Annotated in this window: 21 protein-coding genes; 7 read left to right on the top strand and 14 right to left on the bottom strand. The window is 58.1% G+C overall.

The window, feature by feature from the left end; all coding sequences use genetic code 11:
• Positions 1-9: 9 nt before the first annotated feature.
• From OU994_RS17475 to OU994_RS17450, 6 genes are all read right to left on the bottom strand, one after another.
• A complete protein-coding gene (locus OU994_RS17475; protein WP_281606913.1) occupies positions 10-1164 on the bottom strand; it encodes a PAS domain-containing sensor histidine kinase in 1155 nt (384 codons plus the stop codon).
• Positions 1165-1610: 446 nt separating this feature from the next.
• Positions 1611-1751: a hypothetical protein gene (locus tag OU994_RS17470; RefSeq protein ID WP_281606912.1), complete on the bottom strand. Its 141-nt coding sequence runs from the start codon at positions 1749-1751 to the stop codon at positions 1611-1613.
• Positions 1752-1828: 77 nt separating this feature from the next.
• The gene (locus OU994_RS17465; protein ID WP_281606911.1) at positions 1829-2977 is read right to left on the bottom strand and encodes a sensor histidine kinase KdpD; all 1149 of its coding nucleotides are present in this window, start codon (positions 2975-2977) and stop codon (positions 1829-1831) included.
• Positions 2978-3227: 250 nt separating this feature from the next.
• A complete protein-coding gene (locus tag OU994_RS17460; RefSeq protein ID WP_281606910.1) occupies positions 3228-4436 on the bottom strand; it encodes a sensor histidine kinase KdpD in 1209 nt (402 codons plus the stop codon).
• 221 nt (positions 4437-4657) lie between these two features.
• Positions 4658-4861: a hypothetical protein gene (locus OU994_RS17455; protein ID WP_281606909.1), complete on the bottom strand. Its 204-nt coding sequence runs from the start codon at positions 4859-4861 to the stop codon at positions 4658-4660.
• 615 nt (positions 4862-5476) lie between these two features.
• On the bottom strand, positions 5477-5989 hold the full coding sequence (locus tag OU994_RS17450) for a hemerythrin domain-containing protein (protein WP_281606908.1): 513 nt from the start codon (positions 5987-5989) through the stop codon (positions 5477-5479).
• Between the two features lie 262 nt (positions 5990-6251).
• Here OU994_RS17450 and OU994_RS17445 point away from each other — a divergent pair, with 262 nt between their 5' ends.
• The gene (locus OU994_RS17445; protein ID WP_281606907.1) at positions 6252-6611 is read left to right on the top strand and encodes a response regulator; all 360 of its coding nucleotides are present in this window, start codon (positions 6252-6254) and stop codon (positions 6609-6611) included.
• 115 nt (positions 6612-6726) lie between these two features.
• Positions 6727-7164, top strand: a complete 438-nt coding sequence (locus OU994_RS17440; protein ID WP_281606906.1) for a hypothetical protein — start codon at positions 6727-6729, stop codon at positions 7162-7164.
• A 210-nt stretch (positions 7165-7374) separates the two neighbouring features.
• On the opposite strand, the gene OU994_RS17435 is transcribed toward OU994_RS17440, so the two are convergent.
• A complete protein-coding gene (locus tag OU994_RS17435; protein WP_281606905.1) occupies positions 7375-7908 on the bottom strand; it encodes a response regulator in 534 nt (177 codons plus the stop codon).
• A 337-nt stretch (positions 7909-8245) separates the two neighbouring features.
• Between OU994_RS17435 and OU994_RS17430 the strand changes: the two genes are divergently transcribed.
• A complete protein-coding gene (locus OU994_RS17430; protein WP_281606904.1) occupies positions 8246-9127 on the top strand; it encodes a diguanylate cyclase domain-containing protein in 882 nt (293 codons plus the stop codon).
• A gap of 78 nt (positions 9128-9205) precedes the next feature.
• Here OU994_RS17430 and OU994_RS17425 read toward each other — a convergent pair whose 3' ends face one another.
• The 3 genes from OU994_RS17425 to OU994_RS17415 form a co-directional block, all read right to left on the bottom strand.
• Positions 9206-9838 (bottom strand): hypothetical protein, encoded by a 633-nt coding sequence (locus tag OU994_RS17425; protein ID WP_281606903.1) that lies wholly within the window; start codon positions 9836-9838, stop codon positions 9206-9208.
• Positions 9814-10146, bottom strand: a complete 333-nt coding sequence (locus OU994_RS17420) for a hypothetical protein (protein WP_281606902.1) — start codon at positions 10144-10146, stop codon at positions 9814-9816. Before OU994_RS17420 ends, OU994_RS17425 begins: the two co-directional genes overlap by 25 nt.
• 287 nt (positions 10147-10433) lie before the next feature.
• Positions 10434-10670: a hypothetical protein gene (locus OU994_RS17415; protein WP_281606901.1), complete on the bottom strand. Its 237-nt coding sequence runs from the start codon at positions 10668-10670 to the stop codon at positions 10434-10436.
• A 448-nt stretch (positions 10671-11118) separates the two neighbouring features.
• Here OU994_RS17415 and OU994_RS17410 point away from each other — a divergent pair, with 448 nt between their 5' ends.
• The gene (locus tag OU994_RS17410) at positions 11119-11358 is read left to right on the top strand and encodes a hypothetical protein (RefSeq protein ID WP_281606900.1); all 240 of its coding nucleotides are present in this window, start codon (positions 11119-11121) and stop codon (positions 11356-11358) included.
• Here OU994_RS17410 and OU994_RS31765 read toward each other — a convergent pair.
• Positions 11292-11729: a PleD family two-component system response regulator gene (locus OU994_RS31765; protein WP_373922464.1), complete on the bottom strand. Its 438-nt coding sequence runs from the start codon at positions 11727-11729 to the stop codon at positions 11292-11294. The two genes, OU994_RS17410 and OU994_RS31765, sit on opposite strands and share 67 nt — an antisense overlap.
• 923 nt (positions 11730-12652) lie before the next feature.
• Entirely contained in the window at positions 12653-13147 is a 495-nt protein-coding gene (locus tag OU994_RS17405; RefSeq protein WP_281606899.1) for an FxDxF family PEP-CTERM protein, read from the bottom strand.
• Between the two features lie 1125 nt (positions 13148-14272).
• Here OU994_RS17405 and OU994_RS17400 point away from each other — a divergent pair.
• The gene (locus OU994_RS17400) at positions 14273-15298 is read left to right on the top strand and encodes a chemotaxis protein CheB (RefSeq protein WP_281606898.1); all 1026 of its coding nucleotides are present in this window, start codon (positions 14273-14275) and stop codon (positions 15296-15298) included.
• A gap of 189 nt (positions 15299-15487) precedes the next feature.
• On the opposite strand, the gene OU994_RS17395 is transcribed toward OU994_RS17400, so the two are convergent.
• The gene (locus OU994_RS17395; protein WP_281606897.1) at positions 15488-15703 is read right to left on the bottom strand and encodes a hypothetical protein; all 216 of its coding nucleotides are present in this window, start codon (positions 15701-15703) and stop codon (positions 15488-15490) included.
• 34 nt (positions 15704-15737) lie between these two features.
• Complete coding sequence (locus tag OU994_RS17390) at positions 15738-15902, bottom strand: hypothetical protein (protein ID WP_281606896.1); 165 nt, start codon at positions 15900-15902, stop codon at positions 15738-15740.
• A gap of 955 nt (positions 15903-16857) precedes the next feature.
• Between OU994_RS17390 and OU994_RS17385 the strand changes: the two genes are divergently transcribed.
• Together OU994_RS17385 and OU994_RS17380 are read left to right on the top strand one after the other, a co-directional pair.
• Positions 16858-17217 carry a response regulator gene (locus OU994_RS17385; RefSeq protein WP_281606895.1) on the top strand — a complete coding sequence of 120 codons (360 nt, stop codon included), beginning with the start codon at positions 16858-16860 and terminating at the stop codon, positions 17215-17217.
• 3150 nt (positions 17218-20367) lie between these two features.
• On the top strand, positions 20368-21225 hold the full coding sequence (locus OU994_RS17380) for a Crp/Fnr family transcriptional regulator (RefSeq protein WP_281606894.1): 858 nt from the start codon (positions 20368-20370) through the stop codon (positions 21223-21225).
• Positions 21226-21272: the final 47 nt, after the last annotated feature.

The raw sequence follows: 21272 nt of genomic DNA, 5'->3' as shown, positions 1-21272 counted from the left end.
CCGGCCGCCTTAGCCGCGCGGACAATGGGATGGGCGAGCGATGGGGAGGGCAAACGTGACGGTCGTCCCCAAGCCGGGCCCAGCACTGCGGACGAAGACCGCTCCCCCATGGGCCTCGGCGACGCTCTTGGCGATCGACAAGCCCAGGCCCGCGCCGGGCGTAGGCTTGTTGGGTGCGGCGGCGAAGCGCTTGAACGGCTCGAAAATTTCGCCAAGATGTCCAGGCTCGATCCCCATCCCCTCGTCGGACACGCTGGCTTCGAGCAGGCCGCCGCCGACCGACGCCCGCAGACCAATGCTGGCGCCCGCGGGGGAATAGTCGCTGGCGTTGAGCAGGGCGTTGCCCAGGGCTTGGGCGATGCGCTCCGGATCGCAGCGCAGGCCTACAGAGCGATTGGCGGCGTCAACGCACAGGGACTGGCCCCGGGCACGCATAGACGCCGAGGCGATGTCCACGGCCCGGTCGAGTACCTCGCCCACGTCGGTGTCGCGCTGCGCGATGGGTACGGCGGCGGGGCCGTCGAGCCGCGCGGCGTGCAGCAAGTCGGCGATGAAGCGCGAAAGCTGGTGGGCTTGTCGCTCGACGACCTCGGCCATTCGGGAAATCGAAGGGTCGGCCGACAGCGCGCGCATGGCGGTCGCCGCGCTCATGATCGGCGCGAGGGGATTGCGCAGCTCGTGGCCCAGCATGGAGAGAAACACGGAGCGGTCCTCCTCGGCCGCCTTGGCCTTGTCTTCAAGACGCCGGCGCTCGCTGACGTCGGTAAGGACGCACAGGGAGCCGCCGGGGCGACCTTGACCGTCGAGGAGGGGGCGCGCATGGAAGACCACGTGGCGGGACTGGCCGTCCAAGGACTTGACCAACATCTCCTCAGGAAACAGCAACGCGCCGCTCGCCGCGACTGCGGCTGGCGAATCAGACGGCGCGACGGGCGTCCCGTCCGGACGTCGAAGGGCCGCGAAGCCGCTCCACAAGCCGGCCACGGGCGATGGCGGGCCTCCCCAGATCCTCTCGGCTGCGGCATTGTGCCCCACCACCGCTCCTTGCGCGTCGCAACGAAAGGCGGGACAGGGCATGTGCCCGATCGCCCAATCGTAGGCCGCCGTCCAAGGCAACCCGGTGGGCCATGGGCAGGGCGAGGGTTGTTCGTAATCCGTGGTCATGTGATCTTCCGGTCGTTTCAGGGCCGGCGCGCTCGTGGCGCGCCAGAGCGGGTCAATTATGGGGCAGCAAGTCTGAATCGAAGTAGGAATAGGTCTCATTGGCCTGTCGGCGGTTGGCGGATTGAAACGCAACAAGTAAGATTGATTCTTTGATTTGGATCAAACATTGCCACGCTCAATCGCCAAGCCAAGCTTGCTCAAGCGGCTAAGCGTTACGATGGACGCTGCTCAGGAGAACCATGTAGGGCGCGTTGAGCATTTGCCGACCGCGCGGCTGAGCCCACGCCTACGCGCGATAGCGCAAGGCGGTCGCCATGGAGCGGCTGGTGGCGAGCTCCGACCTGGGCGGGCGGAGCACGGCGGCCAAATGGGCGTTGGCGTGGGGAGCCGCAGCCCAATTTTGGCCAGTCAAGGAAGAGCTCGGCCCGGCGCCGCTGCGACGCGTCTCATTGAACGTCGCGCGCAAGCTCGGCGCCGACTGAGGCGGCGAAGGCGCGGACATTCTTGGCGCCGCCCGTGGCCGACGTCGGCGCGGTTGAGGCCGACGAGTCGAGCCGAGGCGCCTGCGTTGGAACGTTCATCGACATGTTTCGCTCCTGTCTGCCATTGCGGGATCGGTTGCGCGGCGCTGGCCTTTCGCAATCGTATGCCGTATGGGTCTCGGTCAGCGCGCGGGTTGCGCGCACTTCGTGGCGTGCTTGACGAAAGGCCGGCAGTCGACCGGAACCTCGATGGTGAACGTCGTGCCTTCGACGTCGGAACTGTCGACCGCCGCGCTGCCACCATGGGATTCAGCGACGCTGCGGACGAAGGACAGCCCGATGCCCCAGCCCAGCACGCCCTCGCCCTGATGGCGGTTGAGGTAGCCAAAAATACGCTCGCGCTGGCTTTCCGGGATGGGCCGCCCATGGTTGTGGACCGAGAGGGAAAGCCTGCCTCGACGCTCCCGGATCGCGATCTGAACTTCTCCGGCGACGCCGTGCTTCAGGGCATTAGAGACCAAGTTCTCCAACGCCCTGCGCATCGCCGGCGCGCACCAGTGGCCCTCGACGCTGTCGCCAACAACGGCGAATGGCCCGCCGCCGCCGTCGGAAAACTGGCGCGCGACGTCGTTGACCAGCTCGAGCATGTCGAAATTCGACAGGATTAGCGGAGGCGTCTCCTCCCGAAAAACCGTCAGGGCGTCCAGCAGGTCGCCCATCATGGATTCGAGCCGGTCGGCGTGGCGACAAATCTTCTCCGCGCTTCGGTGCGCGACGGCCGAGTCGTTCGTGAGGCAGACCAGCTGCGCGCCGGTCTTCATGACCGACAGCGGGGCGCGCATGTCGTGCGACAGCGCAGCGGCGACCTTGCGGCGAATGCTTTCGTGCGTGGCGGCGTATTCCCTCAGCGCTTCGCGTGAGGCGATTTCGATCGAGTGACCAATGGCCGCCCAAACTTCTGAAGGCCAAGCGGCCCCCCGGGCATGCGCCGCGTCGCGGATGGCGTCCCTGAACAGCTGATATTCGTGAAGGACCTCGTCGGGCCCGAAGCATGTCAAGCGCGCCCGCTCGCTGCCGTGCGCCATGGCGGCGGTCGAGTTTTCGGTCGCGGTCTCGCGCGCGAGCCCAGGGCTGATGGCCTCGGCTAAATTCTCGTAAAGGCTGGGCAAGTTGTCGGTGAGCGCGGGGCCGATTAGCTCGGCAGCGCCTTTGATCTGGGCCCGCACGCTCGCCTCCCAAAGGTCGAAGACGGCGTCCCGCATGGCCAAGAGCTCCCGCGCCTCAAGCGACAGCTTTGTTTCGTCCGCGCGCGCCGTGGCTACAACATTCATCTTGCTATCCTTTCTCGGCGATACGAGCCGCTTCGAGGGTCGGGACCGCGGGCGGGCGGGGCGCGCCTGTCGCCAGATGGTCAAGCAGCAAGCGTAACTAAAAGGAAAAAACCATGGCGCTTGTTTTGCGCGCCGCAGCATTTGGTCCAACGCCTACTGGGCCGTCGCTGGATGCATTTGATTTACGCGGCCAAGCCCACATTTGCCATGGTGCGGCTCTCGCTCGGAGCCATGGGGGTAGCGCGGATCGCTAGGAATCCCCAATGACAATCAGCGCCTTCTCAACCGATCGAGTCAGGCCTTCGGACCGCAGAGATGGGGGAAGCGAAGGCGACTGCGCCGTTGAGAAGGGCCGGCAGTCAATAGGCGCGTCGATCGTGAATGTGGTGCCCGCTTCATCGGAGCTGTGCACCAAGACGCTGCCGCCGTGGGCCTCCGCGACGCTTTGCGCGGACGGCAGGCCGATGCCCCACCCGGCGACGCTCAAGCCGACGTCGCGCGCGAGGTAGCCGAAGATGCGCTCGCGACGGTCCGCGGGAATTGCGGGGCCAAAATTGTGGACCGACACGGAGACGCGTCCGCGCTCCTGTTTGACGGTGATCGCGACCTCGCCGCCGGGTGCGCCGTGCTTGATGGCGTTCGCGACCAGGTTCTCCAAGGCCCTGCGCATGGCGGCGGCGCACCAATAGCCCTCGATGACCTCTCCCGAGACGGCCAAGGCGCCGGAGCCTTCCTTCTTGAATTCGTCCGCCACTTTGCTCGCCAAATCGAGCATGTCGAAGCGCGAGAGGGCCAAGGGGCGCGACTCCTGCCGCATCGCGGTCAGCGCGTCGAGAAGCTCACCGATCATCTCGTCGAGCCGCTCGGTTTGATGCTTGATTTTGTCCGCGAAAACTTGGGCCGCGCCGAGGTCGTTGGTCAGCGCGATGAGTTGCAGCCCCGTGGCGATGACCGAAAGCGGCGCGCGCATGTCATGGGAAAGCGTCGCGGCGAGGCGGCGACGCAGCGCTTCATGCGTCGCGGCGAACTCCCGAAGCGACTCGCGCGCCGCGATCTCGATCGAGCGCCCAATCCACGCCCAGGTCTCGGGGGACCACCGCGCGCCGCGCTCGTGGGCGACGTCGCGAATGGCGTCGCGAAACAACTGGTATTCGCGCAAGACCTCGTCGGGGCCGAAGCGGGTGAGGCGGGCGCGCTCGCTTCCGTGGGATTGGGCGGCGGTCGTGTTTTCGGTGGCGGTCTGGCGGGCCATGCCGGGGCTGATGGCCTCGGCCAGATTGTCGTAGAGGCTTGGCAGATTGTCCGTGAGGGCAGGGGCGAGCAGCTCGGCCGCCCCCTCGATCTCGCCGCGCGCGCTGGCCTGCCAACGGTCAAAGACGGCCTCCCGCATGGAAAGAAGCTCAATGGCCTCCTCGGAGAGCCCTTCGACGAAAACGTTTTTGTCTGCTGCCCATGCCATCGCATCACCCCCGATCGACAGTTAGCTTCGAAACGCGGACCAAGTCCGCGACCAGGCGTTGTTGTCGACGCGCCTGCCGCCGCTGTTCAGGACAAGCCTAACGCGAAAACGCGTCGCTGAGCGTGGGCAAGGCGCAGCGGATACAAATATTGCTTGCGCAACGCAACGGTGGCAGGGAGAACGGACCAACAAGGCGTCGATCCGCGGAGCTCGAACGCGACTCAGCCGCGAGGCGCGCCATGCAAAAAGGGCGGGTCGCCAAGGCGGCGCGAGGCGGAGGTCAACACTCGCGCGATCGTGGCCGGTGCGACCCCGTTGGCGGCCATGTGCGTCCAAGCTGCGACGCTGCCGCGCACCGCGTCGATTTCGAGGCCGCGGCGAACCGCGTCGGCCATTTGGTTGTCGTTCCTCAGCTGGATGTTCATGAGCCGCTCCTTAGCCTCATGCCCATGGCGCGTCGCGCGAAAAAGCGCCATCTTTGAACGGCTTGCCCAAGACAGGGCAAAGCTGCCATCGAGTGCTCGCCTATCCGCGCTGATGAACCGTTCGCATGGCTCGCGCCGGCCAGACGCCAATGGTCGAAACCACGCGCCTTGGAAGCTTTTTCAGCAAGGGCTGAAAGGTGCTGGGGCAACGCACAGCCGCGCAAGGCGTTCGAGACGTCGACGCGCGCGCGGGCCTCTCGTTCACGATGGCCCAAGGCATTGTCGCGCAGGGGGCGGGATTGCGGGGCGCTAGGCGCGCGCGCGCCTGATGTGTTGATCCGTCGCCGGGGACATTTCATACTTTCGGAGAAAGCGGAACCAACGTCGGCGGCCATGGGGGCGCGTTGGCGAAGCCGCGCGCCATGAGGCGCGGGAAACCGTCGCGGGAGCAGGGCGGGCGGCTGACAAAAATTGCGAGCGGCATTGTAGCAACGCAGCTGAATGATTTCCACTCGCTTGAACCTAACTGTTGCGGATTCAACGATGGCAGCGTCGACTGGCCAACCCGCGCAGACGAGGCCCCGCAGGCGCGAGGAGCTCGGCCGAGATGGCTGCTCAGTTCGGGAGAGGCAAGCTTATTTCGTCCTTGCGGGCTTGAATGGCATGGCCAAGCTCGGCCATGTCGAGCTTGGCTTTTTTCGCTTTGGGGAACATCTCCTTTTCCTCCTCTTCGACGTGGTGCTCGATCTGCTCGCCCAGGACTTTCACTTTGGCGTCGTAGAGATCGTCGCTTGGCTCCATGGAGAGGATCTGTGCGATCAGGTCCTTCGCGCAGGCGTGCTCCACGGTCGCCTCGTCGACCATGTCCTCGTCGGCGACGGCCTCGCGCACGGCTGAGTAGAAGATCTCCTCCTCCGCGATGGCGTGCTTGGTCAGCTCCAAGCAGATTTCGCGGGCGAGCTTTTTCTTGGCGGCCATGGCGCGGTCGCCGAGCCCCTCGTATTTTTCGAACATGGCCTTAACCTTGTCATGGTCGGCTTTGAGCAGGTCGATCGCGCTCAAGGATTCAGACGCGACGACGGTAGATTTCTTCGACGGGCTTGGCGTGGCTTTGACTGTGTTGGGCATGTCATTATCCTTAAGTTGGCGGCTCCGCTTGGAACCTTCAATGTTGGAAATATGATAACGCGTTGGATTCATGGCCATCGTCAGGTAAGTGGCCGAGCTCGCGTAGGACGCGCGCCATCAAATTGCCGGATGAGCGACGACACGCGTCGATACATTCATGCAACCCACTTTCGAGGTTGCGCGCCGTATAATCAGGCCAAGAACTCTGCCAGACGCGACGCGATCTCGCGGCGTCCGAGCCGGGCCGCGTCAGGAGGTTGGCATGGCATCAGCAAAGAAAATATTGATCGTCGACGACAATGTTGACGCGGCGGATTTGACGGCGGAAATGCTGCGCCTCTACGGTCTCGAAGTGGACGTGGCGTATGGTGGGCTGGAAGGTTTGGCTGCGGCCAAGGCCACCGCCCCAAGCGTCATCTTCTTGGACATTGGGATGCCCATCATGGACGGCTATCAAGTGGCCACGGCCTTGCGGTCGGACGAGGCGTTTCGCGGCGTGAAGATCGTGGCCCTGACTGCTTGGGGCGACGCCACCTCGCGGGAAAGAAGCAAGGCCGCCGGCTTTGACATGCACCTCACGAAGCCAGCGAACCTTACCAATCTTCTCGACATCGCCCAGTGACTCGACTCCTCGCCGCTCGGGAGCAGGAGGATGTTTTTTCGTCTTGATCGATCGGCTCACGGCCGTCTTGGAGGAGGCCGGTATTTGGCGCGATAGCGCGGAGCGAGGTGGGCAAATGAGAATTCTAATCGCCGACAGCAGCTTGGAAGTCGCCCGAATGTGCCAGCAGCTGATTCGCCTGCATGGGCACGCCGCGACCGTCGCTTTCAGCTTGGAGGAGGCAATCGCGGCGAGGCGCGAGCGCCTGTTCGACGTCTACCTCATCGACCTGGACTTTCTCGACTGCGGCGGCCCCGCGTTGCTTGGCGCGCTGCGCCGTGCGGAAGGCCACAGCTATTCGGCCAGGGCGGTGGGGTGGACCGCCACCCCCGACGCGTGGCGGGCGAGCCCGTCCGTTCGCCTGTTTGACGTTTTTTTGACGAAGCCCGCGTCGCTCAGGACGTTGCTGGCGGCGTTGGAGGACGGCCTTTGTCCCGAGTGCCTTGTCGCTTTGAGCGATCGCTATTCCCACGACTTTTGTCAATTGCCACCGCGCGGCCTTTGGCGCTCCTAGAATTGACGCGCGGCCGTCCTTCGACGCTCGCGGTTGCGGCGTTTCGGCCAAGGCGGGGCGGCCAAGCCGGCGCAGGGGAATGGCATGGGGTCGCAGAGCACGGTTCTCAACGGACCGAGCGGGCGCCTCGTGGATCCTTGATTTGGGATGGATCGTCAAACGAGTCGCCTCAACGAGTGTTCATCCGAATCCGGCATGCGGGGAGTAGCTTCAGGTCCCTAGGCGGTCGGCGTTCGGTTCGGTCCAAGGCGCTTTCGCCCGCAAAAGCCGCGCGACTTCCTCGTTCAATGTTCGCAAGTCGACCAGCTTGGTGAGGTGGACGTCGAAGCCGGCCTCGGCCGCGGCTCGCTTGTCGGACTCTTGGCCCCAGCCGGGAACGGCGATCAAAACAATGCCGTCTCCCCAAGGCTGGGCCCGGATTCGGCGCGCGAGGTCGTGCCTGCTCATGGAACGCAAGCCAATGGTCAACACAGCGACGCTTGGCCCGAACGCTTCGATTTCGCGCAAGGCGTCCGCCCCGGTGTGCGCCGTCCGCAGCAAGTGGCCGAACAGCTCCAAGGCCATGGCCAGCGTTTCGGCGGAGTCGACGTTGTCGTCCACGATCACAAGCTTCGCGCCCGAGCTGGCTTTCATGACGGTAACGCCGGGATCGGGGGAGGCGGGGACCACCGCCGCGCCTTGGGCAAGAGGAAGGCCGCCGACGAAACGGCTTCCCTTGCCTGCGCCGTCGCTTCGCGCCTCCACCGATCCCCCGTGAAGCTGAACAAGCTTCTGGACAAGCGCCAGTCCAATGCCAGGACCCCTTTGCGTTCGGTCCAAGGCCGGTGCGACTTGCCACTCCGTCTCTTGGACGCCTAGCACTATGCTGCGTCTGCAGTGCCTCAACGAGTCTCGCTACAGCATGCATGCTATAGGAGAGTAAGCCGAAATTTGACGGACTCGATCTAGTGCATCTCAGGCCTAGCTGTCTCCAGTTCACCAGTAAGATGCAGTATTTGTCTACGACAAAATACCCTATACTTGATAACTCGCTGGTTTGGCTAGCTAGAAAGTGAGAGCGTTCTCGACAATGAAAATCTTGGTGATCGACGACGACGCGTGGGCTTTAGAGCACCTCGCCAAGCTCTTGGGAGATTTGGCTGAGGTCCATACTGCGTTGGGGGGCATCCAGGGGTTGGCCGAAACGGCGCGGATCTTGCCCGACCTCATTGTCTGCGACATAGATATGCCGGACATTGACGGACTCTTGTTTTGCCGGCATCTGCAAGCCGACGTTTTCACTAAAAATATCCCTATATTATGCGTGTCGTCTTCTATGGACGAGGGAGAGGAGCTCGCTGCGTTGACGGCGGGGGCCGTTGACGTCATCCGAAAACCGATGAGTCCTATGCTCGTTCGCGCGCGGGTAAGGATCCAGATCGAGCTGTGCGAGAAGTCGGAAATGCTGCTCGACATGACTCGGCGCGATCCGCTGACAGGGATCTTTAATCGCCGCTATTTCGATAATCGGATGCGTGACGAATGGGCGCGGCACAGAAGAATGCAGGAGCCCATTGCAGTGGCCATGGTCGACGTGGACCACTTCAAGGCGTTTAACGATCACTATGGGCACATGCGAGGCGATGAATGCTTGATGGAGATCGCCGATCGGCTTCGCCACGCAACGCGTAGGCCCGGGGAGCTGGTTGCCCGCTACGGCGGTGAAGAGTTCGTCATGCTCCTGCCAGGCACGTCCGCCTTAGCGGCCGACGCGTTTGGGAAGTGGGTGTGCGAGGACGTACGCGCTATGAAATACCCCCACGCGAGAGGAAAGAATGGGTTGATCTCCGTTAGTGTTGGACTTGCGACCGCAGTTCCAGATGAGAGCGTCATGATTTCGGAGTTGATTCGCCGTGCAGACACGGCCCTCTACGCCGCCAAGAGGGATGGGCGCGACTGCCACGCTGTATTTGGGGCGGGCTAATTACCTCCCGACATTGCCAAGCGGCTAAGGCAATGTCGAGGTGTCGCATCACATTTCAATGTTGAGTTAATGCTTATCTCATCGTTGGCCGTGATCTTCTAGCCAAGCATGGGCCATGGTCTCTGCATCCGTAAAGGACGCCTCTGTTAAGTAGACATTGAAGGCTTCGGCCACTGCTGGTTCGATGGCGCGCTTCAGCCAATAGGCACGATCGTCTTCATTCAACCTGTTCCACCATTTCATGCACTCGACCGGATCGTGTGCTGGCACAGCGAATATACCGCCACCGACTTCTTCTTCACCCGCGAAAAAGCGCAGTAGCCACCCGACGCCCACGTGATCCGAGCGCGGCTCGATCGTATACCTGTAATGCAAGTCCAGCTCCCCCTCCATGGATGTATTTGCCACGGGTGGCCGAGCTTTTCGATGGTCCCGTACCATCGTCACTTTCATACGTCGCCAGGTTGCTGAACTCGTAGGCATCCAGAGCGCAGCACCGCATTTAGAATCGCCACCGACTGCGCGCCAGGTATGCCCCAGCTCGTCGACAGCAACGGCACCAGGCTCGCAATGTTCAGGATTTCGAAGTTCGTTCATCCATCCAGCGATTGTGTCGTTAAACACAACAACTATTCCACCCCGACCAGCATAGCCATGCTCGCGCCGCCAGGCAATCGCTTTAACGATCAGCTTGGATTGAAGGAGATCCATCGGCTGCCTGACTGTGAGGGCGAGGCACCCGTACTGGATTTCGAAAAATCCTCACGGCACCGCTTCCCGTTATCGACATTGCTTATCTGGCGGCGATCGAGGGGGCCGGTTATCGTTTCCACGTGGCGCAAGGCGGTTTTGTTCCGGGTCAGGACGTTGGTGGTGAGCGTACCGCTCAGACCGGCCAGGATGGCATACCGATATGCCCGGTCGATACCAAAGGCATCGCGGGTTAGAACAGCAATGCCGATGAGTTCAGCGGTACGAAGATCTTTGCGTCGGTTCATGGTGATGATAAATTGTTGCAAGTTAGCCACCTACGCGCGGCGGTCAAGCTTGAACAAAAGCTTCCTCCATCATGTGGAGCTCGTACGCACCTGCCGGGCGATGATCTGCGGACTGATCTCACCAGGAAGCCTGTTCGTCAGAACTCAAGGAGGTCCACCAAGTCATAAGTTCATCGAGGCTGGGCGCAGGCACCAAAGCCCCTCATGCCAGACTTCTTCGCCATCCTTCAGTATTCGAAGATCCCATCCATTTCCCAAGTTTTTGGCGAAGGAGTCGATTTGGTAGGCGAACTTCATCCGAGTGTCTTCTACTCACGCTGCCATTTCGAAAACTCCACCTCAGCAAAGCGCAGGCCAAGGCTTCTCACTTCAGCCAGGGCAGTCTCTATCTTGGCGTAGGCCTTGGGATCCTGGCGAGCGGATCGCAAAATGAAGTCCTCGCGCCCGCGCAGGACGATGGCCCAGCGGCGGCCGTCGAAGCATTCGATGGCAACCCGGCTGACGGCATTGACGCTAACTAAGCGCTTAGCGGTCTCGATACTCACACTTTGCATTTATCGTTATCTCTAGAATTCGATTCTGTCCGACAGTTTATAGCAAAGTGTGAGACAGGGGCTGAAGTGGGCTACTCGAGTCGACATAACGCTACTTTGGACAACTGGCTCACGCAAATCCAAGGATGATCGAGCGTCCGCAGTAAGGCGGGAGCTGTCGTTCACTGGACGGTGGCAACCGGTCAAGAGTGGATCTTCGACGGCCGGCAACTGAGCAGGGAGTGGCCTCGTGACGGCTGACTCGGATGCGCTCCACCACTCGTCCGCTGAGGTGACAATGCTACTTTGCTTGGTTTACTAGACTAGGCACTCGGCTAGGTTCGACAGTATGATGACCGAACCGCTGCTGACAAGACCCATAGCTAGCCCCTTCCTGCAGACGGCTCTCTCGTGAACTCTTTTGTTTCCGTTTTACATGAACTACGTCCGGGCTCCCAACTTGAGCAAGTTACTCTCCCTAGATGGTCAACCTCTGGACGATGTTGCTTTGACAGCCGATCGCCAGAACTTGGTTGATCAATTCAATGCTGCCGTCGGCTCACCAGGGAAAGTCCTCGAAGAAATGCAAAAGGACTTTATCAATGGGCGAATGCCGTATCAAGAAATGGTGTCTTATGTTCGCTTTTGTGAGTACATGATCCATGCGGCGCAAGAAAAAGGCGTTGACCAGTCTGCATAACTCGTGGTAGCGCTCAATCGAGACGCCTCCAATGTTGAGGCCTGTTCACAAAGGTCGACAGGACCTTGCTCCCAATTGCGACAAATTCCACGGTCCTCACGCGCAAGAAGCAACGACGCTGACGTAAAGTAGCGAGCTAGCCTGGCAACCAATTGTCGAGGCGAAAGAGGCTTCTCTAGAAAGTCAGCATTGCTCACCTGTCGCACCCAGGAGCGTTCGTCTAAAGCCGTCAACGAAGTCATCACCAGAATGAGGAGCGAACTGTCCGGATACATTTTTCGCGCCAGAGGACACAGCGTTCGGCCATCCATATCGTTCATGTTAATGTCTGTAATGAGTACATCACGACAGCGCTTTGTCATCTTTGCCAAGCATCGTGGCCATCGATCGCGGTGGCCACGTCGTATCCCTCTCGTTCGAGTGAAAGGCGGAGCACACGAACCACGTGAGGTTCGTCGTCAACTAGCAGGATGTGACGCTGGATCATAGGATGACCAGCTTACACCCTTAGCAAGGCAAGAGGAAATCGGCGCTACCTCACCGTCGGACACAGTCTTATCCACTTTGGGGTGAAAGCAGCAGCATGTCCGCTAAGCAGAACCCCTCTTCAAGAGCTAGAGTAGTGCGGGAGCGGCTTCAAACGATACGTCATTGACAGATGGGCGCCATCTACGCTGCCATGGTCGCGTCAGTGCTCTTGCTGCTATGTCGATTGCAATGTTCTTCTCGCAGAGATAGGTAGCCGCAGCCCGTGTACCGAGCATCTCCTGCATGACCAAGCCAACCTCGACTTGCTCAGCACAAAGACGGTCCGCCCTCGATTGCGGTGTACCGTCATCGGCCGAGTCCGTAACTCTTCGTCTAGCATCCTTCATTGGCCTGCTCCGAATTATATGCGTCCATGCTATATAGGTATTGGACATTAGGATGCCAGTGGAGAGGACCTGCTTTCGTCGGACTTAACGTACATGGGCATCCTTGCTAGCGAGGTATGGAAATAAATATGTCGCCGAGGATAACTCATAAACTTGCACGTTGGGAAAAGAGGGATATAGGTCCGCGTTGGCCGATAGTTGCCTGCCCTGAAAGTCTGCGACTTTTCCGGTTGGTAACTTGCTTTGCTGCGCCGAACGGTCAAGGTCGGCCAAAAGCAGCAGTGGGTAGCGGTCTTGTTAGTGTAGTTCTCGAGCGCTGCCAGCCGTCTCACAAGCGCGCGTGACGAAGGGAAGATGTCCAACCAATAGACTTAAAAAAAGACGCCGAAGCGTCTTCCATCTAGCTGAGTACCGTGCAATTAAGCCTTGCGACGACGAGCCAGGAAGCCCATGACCCCCAGACCGCCCAGCAGCATCCCGTAGGTGGTAGGCTCAGGAACAGCCGAGGTCACGTCGATCGTCCCAGCATAGCTGGCGACGTCGCCAAATGCCTTGCCAGTAATGACCAGGGTCAGTGTGCCGTTGACCGGCAGATCCGAGAAATCGATATCGGAATACTTGGCGCCGTTCGTCAGGTCAAGCTCTACGCCGTTCAGCGTTGCGGAGTAGAAGTCAATATTGCATTTCTTGTTTTGCACGTTGCGAGCGAAGCCGGTTGCATCGGCGGACATGCCACTGTAGCTAAACGTGAACGTGTCAGTAAAGTTGCCAATCGTATGGCTGGTGCCAAAGTCAGCGGTCCAGTTCACGTCCCCAGCTTTCAGGACGATCGTCGGCGAGGTGTAGTTTTCAGCCATTGCGCCGCCAAATGCGGTGCTCAGGATTGCTGCCAAGGCGATGGATTGCAGTTTCATTTTGTTCTCTCAAGTACTAGATGTTGTTGAGTAGTTAAGATAGTACACGCAACATTAGTTGTCAAACATTTATTAAATTTTCCTTAAAAAAACATCTGCCTTGTATGTGGCCGACACTATATCGGTGCATCGAATGTGTATACGAGCGTTCGGTATTGTGCGAAATCTGTCGCCACCAGCGTTTGGCAAGCAGAAGGTGCCCGACGCTGTGTTAGGAGCGTTCTGGCTGATGCCGATGAGGCTGGACGTTACGTAGGTTGTCGTAGCACTCAGCAGACTGCCTCGACCGATAGGCTGTGTTCATTTTGGTAGAGAGCAGTGTAAAGCCCATCACATTAAAGCTTTTCCACCTCATCTATTGGGCTCTCCCGACGTCCTCTACGGCTTCCTAGCACACGGTTGACTACCGTCACCGGGACGCCTACGTTAAGCATGTATTCTTTCGCCTCCTGTTCACCAAGCATCTGATGGAACACGAGCCCGACCTCAACCCGCTGCGAAGTTAATTTGTCTTTTCTTTCCTTAGTCACCTTCATCCCAACGATTGCTTCCTTTAAGAAATTTTACATGCAAAATTCCAATTAAAAATATGAAATTTTTTCATCATAGTTAATTAACAATTATGCGTGATTTGTAAGTATTTGGGTCCGAGGCAGCTTGACGGTAAGAGAGGTAATATGGTCTTTCCAACAATCGAAAGTGCTCAAGCTACGAGATGGTGGTATTCATGCAGTGGCCGCGCTGGACTTCGCCTCAGGGAATGCATTGGCTAGGCTTCCTGCTGAGCAAGCGCAGTAGTTGAAGCGTACTTTTGGCAGGGTGATAGGTGGAATACTTGAACACATCATAAACCCGGCCGTACAGGCATTTCCTTAACTGATTCCTGAAAAAAGCGAATGGACCAACGTAGTTTCGGAATATTCTGCTCGACTCAGCGCGAGATCTGGAGGAGGCTATTAACTCTGCACGGGCGTCGAACTACGACGGACTGGCGTCCAGAGACAAAGACTCGCGGGAGCTGAGCAGCACCTTCAATGCCGTTTAAGAGCGAAATCGGACGGTCTAGATTGGCCACGTCGCCTGGAAGTGCAGCGATGTAAAACTTATCACTTTAGAAAGAACAGAATGCGGCTTGCGGATGGTGTACGAAACATCGTAGTAGTAGGCACCTCCGCCGGCGGCGTCGAAGCGCTGTCGGGATTGTTGGCTTACCTGCCAGCCGATCTGGACGCTGCAATTCTGGTCGTCCTGCATCTCCCGCCATCTGCCCCGAGTCAGCTGGACAGGATATTGGCAAGACGGACACCGATGCATGTCAAGGTCGCGCGAGACGGTGACGAACTTTTGCCGCGGACAATCTATACCGCAAGTGCCGATCGGCACCTGATGATTACCAAGCAGGGCATCCGAATCACGCGCGGCCCCAAGGAAAGCCGCTCTCGTCCGTCAATCGATGTGCTGTTCAGGTCAGCCGCGGTTGCCTATGGTTCGCGCGTGATTGGTGTAGTGCTCTCCGGAGCGCTCGACGACGGCACGGCAGGTTTATGGGCGATCAAGGATCGCGGCGGACTGGCCTTTGCCCAAGATCCGCAGGAAGCCAGCTTTTCCTCGATGCCAGAGAGTGCAATCGAGCATGTACAGGTCGATTGCGTAGGCTCCATGCATGAGATTGCAGACCGGATTATCGCTTCGGTAGGGAGCTACGCCCCAGCTTCGCAGCCTGATCAGCAGCAAGCGGAGCGAGCGAATGCCGAGGTGACGATAGCGTTGGAAGGCAATGGCCTGGCAGCAGGGATCATGGCTCTGGGTTCGGTGTCGAAGTATACTTGCCCCGACTGCCACGGCGTTCTGGTGGAAATCAAAGAAGGCCCGCTAGTACGGTTCCGCTGTCATACTGGGCATGCGTTTTCTCCGGCTTCCCTGATGGCGGAAATAAATGCCGAGATTGACAACGGTTTGTGGGAAGCGATTCGTAGTGTCGAAGAGCGTATTTTGTTGGCGCGGCAAATCGCAGCGCTGCAATTGGAAGCTGGCCGCCCAAACATGGCGTTCAAATTCGAGCAGCAGGCAGACGATACCGAGACACGCCTGAAGCTACTGCGCGATCTGGTGCTGGACCCGGCATTCTTCGGCCATTCTCCCAGCGAGTGAGTGGGCCGTTATGTCCACCGGTGAATGTCTGCTTTTTGGGCGGGAGCAGATATCCCGCTTCGCTGCTTGACCTCAACGGGCCACAGCCGTGAAAAGCCGCCCTGAAACGGCTCGTCTACACTCGGCTTTCCGGCTGTTTATCAAAGGCATGCGCTCCGGTGTCTGCCCCTCTGGTACCATCTGAGAAACTCAATACAGGTCGAAGTTATGGTTACAGAACGCCGCAAAAATTACGTTCACGCGGCGGTTGTCGAAGCCGCCATTCGTTTTGCTGTGGATGGAAGACTGGCTCGTGCACCAGTGCTTTTGCGCGCGGAAGGCATCGGTTTTGCCGTGCAAACCCGCGTGCTGTCTCCGCTTGGCGAGCGGCGTCGGCCACAGAATGCCTCGGCCAATTGCTTCCACCGCGAGATATCAGAGTTCCACTTAGGCTCTGCAGTCAGTAAGTATTTACCAGCTTGTCGAGCGCCCGCTCGATAGCCTCCCAGTGTTCGTCAAAAAAGCACGCCTGGAACGGCGCCGCATGCGTCTCATCCAGCTCTGCCGCCAGGTTGCATAGCGCATTGCCGCCGGCTTCAATCGTTATTCGTTTAAGGTGTTCCATGACGCCTCCTGCTCTCAGGGTAAGCATGTTCGTTCAGCAGTAATTGATCCGCGTCAAGTTCTCGACAGCTTACAAAATAGAGCCGATACAAGTTTGTAATGTAATTCTGGCGGCAAGATCACATTTGCTAGGTCACCAGACTTCCGCACGTTGCTTGAACATGGTCTCACCTGAAGCGTGACTCTCACTTGATAACCGGGTCATCAAGTCGACATGCATAACGGCCGTTGCGAGAAGTGAGGGTTGCGCTAACCACAACTATTTGTCGGACGCATCTTGTTAGACGCTTGTCAGTGCAGGGAACCGCGACGGCTGAAGGTCCGCAATAGGGCGGAAGCTGCCCACACTTGAAGGCAGTAGACAGGCAAGAAGCGGAATTATCAAGAAACCGCCTATCTGTATGCATGGGGAAGCCTAAGATGGGAACTTCAAGCCTCGTGTGCTAACGCCGGTTCGGCTGGAGAAACTGTCGTCTGATGATTCCGCGCAGTCTGGGATCGCACTACCCATGTCGCTCACTCGTTCGGGCGGTTTTTCCACGTCTGACGGGGAGGTTTCCCCAGGCAAAAAAATAGCCGGCTCTGGGCCGGCTGAATCTAGTTCTTTGGAGGAGCTAGAGGAGACATGTGCATCTTCTCATTCAGTAGATTGCATGGCCAATTTATTCTAGCGATACCATTTATCATCAAGACGAATGTCCTGTCACATGCTTTTCATTAGTGCGTCACGACTAGTATGGGCGCTGCTTAGTACCCGAAATATTCAGGCAGGCGTCCCGCGCTAACCGATATTTGGGCAAGAATATGTGACTGCTAGTAGATGGGCTATGCGTAGTAAACGCTGCGCGGCCCGCCGCGCGCTTAGAATAACTCACCCGCCTTATAAACGGCCAAAAAGACGCTGGTTGACGCAACGCGACCACGAGGGGTCGAAGCCGAGCCGGGTCGGAGGTAACATGACATCATCAAAGAGGATATTGATCGTCGATGACAACGTGGACGCGGCCGATCTGACTGCGGAAATATTGCGTCTATATGGGCTCGAAGTGAACGTGGCGTATGGCGGGCCAGAAGGATTGGCGGCGGCCAAGGCCACCGCGCCCAGTACCATATTCTTGGACATTGGCATGCCTGTGATGGACGGCTATCAGGTTGCAATGGCTTTGCGGTCGGACGAGGCTTTCCACCGCGTCAAAATCGTGGCCCTAACCGCTTGGAACGACGCTGCCGCTCGCGAAAAAAGCAAAGCAGCAGGATTTGACCGGCACTTTATCAAGCCGGCCGATTTTCGCGATCTCCTCGACGTCGCTCAGTGAGGACGTTGCGCGGCAGCTGCGGGCGAAATGGATGGGCTTTGGGCGGCAGGCATCCTTGATGATGAAGCGAAATTGCTAACACTTATCGCCGGCGGGGGAGTGAGGTGTCTGCATGCTTCAAGCGATGCTGCGATTGACTGGGCACATCACAACCGCCGCGCTCAGCCTTGCAGAGTCGGTCGAGGCGCCGGGAAAAGGATTCGTTAGGACCGCTTTGCTCGATCCTGCGATCAAAGGTAGTAGCTGGCGGAGAAGGATTGGATTGCCGCAGGCAATGATCGAGCCACCGTTCTGCGGGTTGCCGCCATTCCAGGCCGTGATCACTCCGCCAACTGGGCTGCGGTCAGCTGATCATCAACCTCGTGCACACGCTGCATATTTCCGCTGTTGCCGCTGATGGGAGGTCGTCCATAGATTCATGCTTTGACGGCACTCGACTACGCATTTCGTCTGTAGGGGAAATGCTTCGAGCGCTGCAACGCCAGCCTGTGCCATTGCGGCGCCTAAGGCCGCGCGGGAGGCAGTGCTAAGCATGTGGAACTTCGTGTGTTGATTTGGACCGGTCATCCAACGTACATACATTTTCATTTTTTGGATGGATGCGAGATCCGCTTATTATACGACCCGGTAATCGTATCCGCAGTCGTGGCATTATTCTGCCCGCGCCGTATGACCCGACAGACGCTCTCGAGGTTCGCGCTCGCGGTGCTTAAGGGGTGCCCGTTGCAATGCATGCTCCTGATGTGCTTGCGTAACGCACGCTCGTGAACTGATGTTCGACCACAATACTTACCTTCTCGCTCATTTCGTGATGTCATCTCTTCGGATATTTTCGTTCGCTTCTTAGAATTATCCGTAGTGAGCTCCTCAGGCGTCGCACCCTACCGCTGGGAAACGCTCAGCAATCAGGCGCGTGCCCTCATCGTGCGACGCGAGACAGCAAGTGCCTTGCATGATAACCCCTGTTATCAATTAGGGCGGTCTAGAAGGCTCATCGGTCGCAAAAAGTGCCGCAACATCGTGAAATGAGCCATTGCGACAGCCTGCTTTGGCTCAGGCTCGGTAAAAGCGTGGCAGACACCAGCCTGGCGATAACCGAGGTAGCCGGGAAAACTACGTTCCCCAGCGGTTTGGCAAGCATCATCTCGCTTCGTACCAACGGCCTCAAGGTTGCGTACAGCCGACGCAGGCTTGGAAGGTAATGTGCAACGTTTCAGAATCAGTACAGGGATCGGCCGAGCCATATCGCAGCGAGGGTTTGATCTGGCGAGGCATGCGAACGGCGCCGCCAACCGAAATGCCCTGAAATGTCCGGCATCGGTAAGCGCGTATAGATCATCGCGCGTCTACAGCCGAGCGGTGATAGGACGCGTTCAATTACATGGATTGGTACCTGCTCATCGGTAAGCAACTTGAGAGCCCGATTCTCGCTAATTTTAGGCAACAGCTTAGCAACGGCCTGCACAACCGCTGCTTGCACGAATTTGTGACGACGGCAGCCCACCACGGTGTGTTCGAACATGAGACAGCCCAAATCTCTGAATTTTAGAGCATGATATCCCATGACGAAAGCGGGGAGCGCGCTTCGAGACGTCGCGGCTTACGGTAGTCAGCCCTACGGCGCGGCACAAGATTGCGTTTCGCCATGCCAAATTCTGATGTAGCTCACTGCAGGCTAATCGTTGCGCGCGTTAGTACCCGTATCGCTTTGCGCGGGGGATGGGAAGTGTCGATGGTTGTCACTAAGAAACACGCGGTCGATTAGACTCTGCTCAACACGAACAGAACGCAAATACGCCGTAGCTTCTTCGAGCCCCAGCATTTTCTTGAACACGAGTGCGACTTGTAGATGTTGTGCATTAAGCACGTCTGTACGGGTTATCATTTGAAGACTGCTCCAAGTCAGCGAACAGGCAGCTTAACCAAATTGATTCAACGTCATCGTGCGGTAAACTACCCACATAAACTCAGCCGGAGCAAGGTCGTTTCAAGTGAGGCGGTGAAGGAGTCTCCGTCGCTGTAGCTATCGAAATGGGCTTCCCACGATTTGACGGACACACTTGGCTCGCTCGCCTGCTGCGCCAACTTTCGCTAAATCAGCGGGTAGTTCGCGCTACGCCCGAGCCTGTCATGTTCAACTTCACTCTCCAAGATAGTCCCTACTTTCCTGGTGGCATCCTTAGGCACCGTATACACCAGCGCAGGGCGTTCTCTACCGTGCACGCGATGTCTACATCAGTGTGCTTGCTTGACTACGGTAACTCCACCTCTATCGCGACCGTGGAAGCCCGCAGGCCACCGACTCACTGAGCTGCGCTAGCTGCATCGCACTTTCAGAAAAGCTAGTAGCGTCTCCGCTGAGCATCACGATACCGTCCTTGACCGCTACGCCAATACCGGCCGCGTAATTGATGGTTCCCAGTCGAGTTCGGTCAGACATCCTGCTGAAGCTGGACACCGTTTTCATGATTGGCCTTCCTTTTAGAGTGAGACCACAGCCTATGCGGCACACCCACCTGCATCTGTATGCTTGCACACTTTCGCACTCTTGCTCGGAAATACCACCATACGATGGCTGAATGTATTGACCGTGAGCATGCATTGTAGCCAGACTCTTGGTGCGCTGCCGCTTGTCTATGGCACTAATCTTGGATGCTGATAAGTAATTGACCACAATGGCACATATCAGCGCATACTGCCATTAAGACGCGACTACATTCGAGCCGAATCGAAGGGCGATTGCTGCGGCCTGTCTTTTCGTTCCACGAATCCGTTCTGGCAAGTGCCCACGCTATCCTTTCTCTTACTATCCGTCAATCTTTTCCGTCCACCTTGCTCTGGCCTGCATACATCCCATTTTGCAAAGGCAGTCATCGCGGGTGCCGATATTGAATAGTCGGCGTACAACGGCGAAGCAGTTGCTCCGCGCTTCCCTGCCGGAATGGGAAAGATACAAAAGGCATCAGGTTAACCAAGGTTCGAAGAAGTGGAATCGACATTTTTGAAAACTACAGCGTGGACTAAGGCGCTATTGCCTAAATGAGCCATCCACTTCACAACCGCTACATTTGAAACCAGGAGCACTCATGGCTAATATAGTACGACTCGCTTGTCCTTTTGTCCGCTTACGCCGGGAAAGGATTCATTTTTATGGATGCTCTTCATAACCCGGTCCAGAATCGGCTATTGGCGAGGCTTGAGCACAGTGAATTGCACCGGCTGTTGCCCTATCTGGAGCTAATTACCCTAGCCCACGGGGAAGTACTCTATCAGGTGGAAGGAAAGATGGTGTATGCATATTTTCCAACCACCGCTACGATCTCGATCGACTACCTGCTCGAGGATGGTGGTACGTCCGAGATCGCTCGAGTCGGCAATGACGGGATGCTTGGTGTTGCGTTGTTCATGGGCGGACAGAGTTCTGCAGGGCGCGCCTTGGTACAGGCGGCCGGTTACGCGTATAGGATAAGCGCCGCGCGCCTGATGGAAGAGTTCTACCATAAGGGGCCGATGCTCCAGCTCTTGCTGCGCTACACCCAAGTGCGCCTGACGCAGATTTCACAACTAGCAGTATGCAATAGTCATCATACGACAAGACAACGGGTTTGCGGCTACCTGCTACAAATGCAGGACCGGTCATCGGCAGATGAGATGGCGGTCACCCAAGAGGAAATCGGCGCTGCGCTCGGCGTACGTCGGGAAAGCATTACGGACGCAGCCCGGCTATTAAAGAAGCTTGGAATCATAAAATGGCGACGCGGCTATGTGACCATTCTCAACCGCGTAGGCTTGAATGAGCACGTATGTGAATGCTATGCCATTGTGCGCGGTGCCACTTTACTTCTTCTACCGGAACTACCAGCCATGGTGGCAAGAGAAAAGAGCGCTTGGTGTGCTGGAGACAGGCTCACTGTAGTTCCTTTAAATAGAGAAAAACGCCGGCGGAAGGCTGTTGCGAGCTGCACGCTAGTCCATGTCAGTGAGCAAGCCGAATTTACATTTGTTTAGCAATAAGGGGGGCAATCTCCTTACCAAAAGCAGAGAAGCCGGTGGAT

The sequence above is a fragment of the Pseudoduganella sp. SL102 genome (genome assembly GCF_027856995.1).
Taxonomy (GTDB): domain Bacteria; phylum Pseudomonadota; class Gammaproteobacteria; order Burkholderiales; family Burkholderiaceae_D; genus Rugamonas; species Rugamonas albidiflava.
The sequence above is the reverse complement of the archived record's forward strand: the minus strand, read 5'-3'. Positions and strand labels throughout refer to the sequence as shown.